Consider the following 4598-nt stretch of genomic DNA (forward strand, 5'->3'; position numbering starts at 1 on the left):
GGGGTGACTACACGAAAGTGACGTATCTGCACGGAAAGGGCGAACGGATAGCGAACGTCACGCGGCAAGTAGGGAGTTGACGGCGCGCAGCGGTCGCAAGGCGTCCGGATCGGGTTGATCTTCAACATTCCAGCTATAGTCACCGGTCAGCGAGATATGCTCCCAGCCCAATGGCGCGATGTGGCGTGCGATTTCGTCGGCTGTGCCGATGTCCGCCAGCGCCATTTCGAGATAGCGAGTGTTCCACAAGATGATGGCGGCGACGAGCAGGTTGAGGCCGGAGGCGCGATAGGTCTGGTTCTCGAACCGACGATCGCGCAGTTCGCCGAGCTGGTTGAAGAAGAGCGCGCGGGCGAGCGCGTTGCGGGCTTCGCCTTTGTTGAGGCCCGCCTGGGTGCGCCGGCGCAGGTCGATGTCGCGCAGCCAGTCGAGCATGAAAATGGAGCGTTCGAGGCGGCCCAGCTCGCGTAGTGCGAGGGCCAGTCCGTTCTGTCGCGGATAGGCGGACAAGCGGCGCAGCATTGCCGAAGCAGTGACGGTGCCGGTGCGGATCGACGTGGCGAACCGCAGCAGTTCGTCCCAATGCGCCGCGACATGACCCAATGCGATCGGTTCGGCCGTCATGCCGGCAAGCAAGGGGCCGGATTCTTGGCCGGGAAGGAGGTGTAAACGACGCTCCTTGATGTCGCGCAGGCGCGGCGCGAAGCGGTAGCCGAAGAAGGGCATGAGGCCGAACACATGGTCCGATGCCCCGCCCGTATCGGTGTAGTGCTCCTCGATCGTCAGGCCGGTCTGGTGATACAGCAAGCCATCCAGCACATAGGGCGCTTCGCCAGCGGTCGCCGCGATCACCCGACTTGCGAAGGGGTCATATCGATCCGAGACATGGGTGTAGAAGGCAACGCCTGGTTCGTTGCCGCTGCGCGCGTTGATGTCGCCGATCGCGGCCCCACGGCCCCCGGCATGAAATTGCTGTCCGTCGCTCGACGAAGTGGTGCCGTCTCCCCACAGCGCGGCGAGCGGCATGGCGCGATGGGCGTCGATCAGCCTTCCCAACGCTTCGCCATAGGCGGCTTCGCTGATGTGCCAGTCGTGAAGATGGGCGAGCTGACGCAGACTTGCGCCCCGGCAGGTTTCCGCCATGCGTGTGAGGCCGAGATTGATGCCATCGGCGAGGATGACCGTGAGCAGCGCATTGCGATCGTCGGCTTCCCGGCCCGAACGACGATGGATGAAGCATTCGCTGAACCCGGTCCAGGCATCGACCTCCAGCAGAAGATCGGTGATCTTCACGCGCGGCAGTCGATCATAGGCGGCGCGACGGGCAATCTCGGTGGCGGGCGGTGTTGCCGCCTTCAGCGGCGAGATGATGAGACCGTTTTCGTCAAGCTTAACCTGGGGCAGCTCCCCTTGCCGTGCAAGGACCGTTACCTGCTCGATCGCCGTGTCGAGCCTGGTGCGCCGTTCCTCGATATGGCGCTCGAAATCCGTTTCGATGGCGAGCGGCAACGGCCCCTTCTCGCGCAGCGCCGCAAAGGTCGCCGGCGGTATGAGATAGCTGTCGAAATCGCGAAACTGCCGGCTTCCCGCGACCCATATATCCCCGGCTCGCAACCGCTCGCGTAGTTGCGACAAGGCGCATAGTTCATAAGCGGCACGATCAACGATGCCATCCCGCAGGACGAACGGGCGCCATGCGGGCGGCACAAAGCGTAGCGGCACGCGATCAGGCAAGCGCCGTTTGCCGGTCCGATATAGCTCCGCGATGATGGCCAGCGCTGACAGGAGCCCCTGAACCGCGCCGGCGCCGCGAAACTCGAAGGCGTTGAGAAAAGCGCCGACAAAGAGCTTCACCGTCCGATGCCGCTCGATCAATTCGGCGGTGCGATCGACGGTTTCCGGTCGCCCGAGCACTTCGGCCTGCTCGACGGCCACGGCGAAGTGCTGCCAGTCCAGCGCCTCGATCTGCGCCAGAGAATCCACGCCCTTGCTGCGCGCGTCGATGAGGAGGCGGCAAGACCCCGTGAGCGTCCGGAGGTGGCCTTGCAACTCGCGCACCGTCTTGAGGGCTTTGTCGCGGGTCCGGTTCTCGGCGCGGCGCGCCATGCTGCCCAACAGCTTGTCGAACATCGTCAGGGTGGCGTCGGTCAGGCTTTCCTCAAGCCGGATGCCGGTTGCCGCCAGCGTCGCATGGCGGCGCAGGGCATTGAGTTCGCCAAGGTGCTGGGGTGTGATGCGGCTGCCTTCGTCCGCCAGCCTGTCAAAAGTCAAAGCCGGGATCATGTCGGCACGGGCGCGATCGAGGCCCAGCGCGCGGATATAGGCGAGCCGTTCGATCAGGCGCAGGATGTTGCGCGCTGCCGGCGATTGTGGCGCATTGCGCATCCAGGATAGCCATGTCGCGACCTGCCCCGGTCGTCGGGCCAGCAAATCGTCCAGGCCCTGAAGGGTGTCAGGCAGCAGGCCATTCGTGAGCACTTCATAGGTAAGCTGTTCGGCTTGCTGGCGCGCCCGCCGCAGCACCGCTTCGAGAATCGACGGAGAAGGCAGGAGGATCTGCAGGCGCCGGAGTTCATCGACGATGACGTCTGCCATCTGGCCGGGGTGTATGATGGTCTGCGCGATTGGGACCGAGAAGGCGACAACTTCACGGAAAGCGTTGCGGTCAAAAATCCTGAACCCGTGCGATCGTCGGATTTCGACGAGATGCTCGCGACGGGTCTGGTCCCGATGGGCATAATCCGCGAAGGCTGCCGGCCCGACGCCGAGTTGCTGCGCCACATAGGCGAGCACAGGAGCGGGCGGGACTTCGCCCGCTTCCAGCGCACGGCCAGGCCATCTCATATATAGCATGAGCATCGCATAGCCGAGCCGGGTGGCATCGCCGCGACGGCGGCCGACAATTTCCAGGTCGTCGCTGGTCAGCGTATAATGACGCGCGATCTCGCGCTCATCGAGCGGCGCGCCATAATGCCTCGCCCAGATTTCCAGGCTCACCAGTCGCCGTCTCGCCAAGCATCATCTCCTTCGCTTTGCGTGTCCGTCAGACGGTCCTCTGGCGGCCAACAGGAATATGTCCGTTAACTCTGGACCTGTAACGGCGATTCGGACAAGATCGCATAATGACGGGAAAACGGACAGGATCGGGCATCATGTGGCGCTGATCGGCTATGCGCGCGTCTCGACCGCAGACCAGAAGCTGTCGCTCCAGCTTGACGCGCTGAACACTGCCGGGTGCGACCGTATATTCGACGATCACGCATCCGGGGCAAAAGCCGATCGGCCTGGCCTAACCGAAGCGCTCGCCTATTTGCGCCCCGGCGACACGCTGGTGGTCTGGAAACTCGACCGCCTCGGCCGCTCGATGAGCCACCTGATCGAGAAGGTCGGCGAGCTTGCGGCGCGCGGCATCGGGTTCCGCTCACTCACCGAGAATATCGACACCACCACTTCGGGCGGCATGCTGGTGTTCAACATCTTCGGCTCGCTGGCCCAATTCGAGCGTGACCTGATCCGTGAACGCACTCATGCCGGCCTCAAGGCCGCACGCGAGCGGGGCAACAAGGGTGGTCGCCGGCCTGTCGTTACCCCCGACAAACTACGTAAAGCGCGGGCGCATATCGCAGCGGGCCTCACTGTTCGTGAGGCGGCGGCCCGGCTCAAGATCGGCAAAACCGCCCTATACAAGGCTCTGGAAAACGCGTGAAACCGCTGGCGATCAAGAACTCGTGGGTGCTGGTCACAGGGGCTTCGACCGGTTTGGGCAGAGCGTCCGCCCTCCGCTTGGCGGCATCGTACCAGGCCAAGCCCCTGATTGTTGGACGAAGGCTCGACAACTTGCGGGAGCTACAGACCGAAATTGACGAGCGGTTCAATGTGCCGTGCGAGATTATAGTGGCTGATCAACGTGAAATCGAGGGCAGGGAGAAAATCGCGGCTAAGGTTGCAGAATTGCAAGTAACAGCCGCTTTGTTGGTTGCCGGAATGACGAGCGTTGGTTCATTTGATGCAGGCCGTGCCGACACTTATGCCGAGGTAATTGAAACAAACATACTCGGTTTCACGGATTTGCTGGCTCGCCTGATTGCGATTTTCAGGGAGCAGCCGTTTGAATCCTCAGTAATCGCCGTGTCGAGCCTGGCGGGCGAAACATCCGTGCCCTTCCAAGCGGTCTACGGCGCGTCGAAAGCCTATGTGAGCACCCTCATGCGAGCGCTTTCCGTGGAGCTTGCCGGGACGGGAGTGAGTGTTGGGTCTTTTGCACCCGGTGGAATCGACACAGACATGGCTGCCCTCAGCGATTTGAAGTGGGGGAGGTTGGGTTCGATGGACGTTGACCGGTGCGCGGCCCATGCAGTCCACGCTCTGGTTTATCGGCAATCCTTCGCCATACCGGGGATGGGCAACCAGCTCACATATTTGGCGAGCAGGGTTCTACCTCGATCGTTGGTCAATCGGATTGCCGCCCTCCCATATCGGCGCCCGTAGGGCGGCACCACATAAAAGGGGCAGGAAAGCCTGCGAATAGCATCTGCTGGCATCGTACCGGATTTGTTCGCCCTTAGCGTGCAGATACGTCACTTTCGTGTAGTCACCCC

General features: G+C 62.6%; 3 protein-coding genes. 2 read left to right on the forward strand and 1 reads right to left on the reverse strand.

The features are described 5' to 3' along the window. Positions 1-57 precede the first annotated feature (57 nt). Positions 58-3015, reverse strand: a complete 2958-nt coding sequence (locus tag AX672_RS07800; protein WP_066650597.1) for a Tn3 family transposase — start codon at positions 3013-3015, stop codon at positions 58-60. A 139-nt stretch (positions 3016-3154) separates the two neighbouring features. Between AX672_RS07800 and AX672_RS07805 the strand changes: the two genes are divergently transcribed. Together AX672_RS07805 and AX672_RS07810 are read left to right on the forward strand one after the other, a co-directional pair. Next, positions 3155-3706, forward strand: coding sequence for a recombinase family protein (locus AX672_RS07805; protein WP_004213210.1), 552 nt, complete (start codon positions 3155-3157; stop codon positions 3704-3706). Next, positions 3703-4488 (forward strand): SDR family NAD(P)-dependent oxidoreductase, encoded by a 786-nt coding sequence (locus AX672_RS07810; RefSeq protein ID WP_066114998.1) that lies wholly within the window; start codon positions 3703-3705, stop codon positions 4486-4488. The genes AX672_RS07805 and AX672_RS07810 overlap by 4 nt, the downstream gene beginning before the upstream one ends. Positions 4489-4598: the final 110 nt, after the last annotated feature.

Source organism: Sphingomonas sp. CCH10-B3 (genome assembly GCF_001556185.1).
Taxonomy (GTDB): Bacteria; Pseudomonadota; Alphaproteobacteria; order Sphingomonadales; family Sphingomonadaceae; genus Sphingomonas; species Sphingomonas aquatica.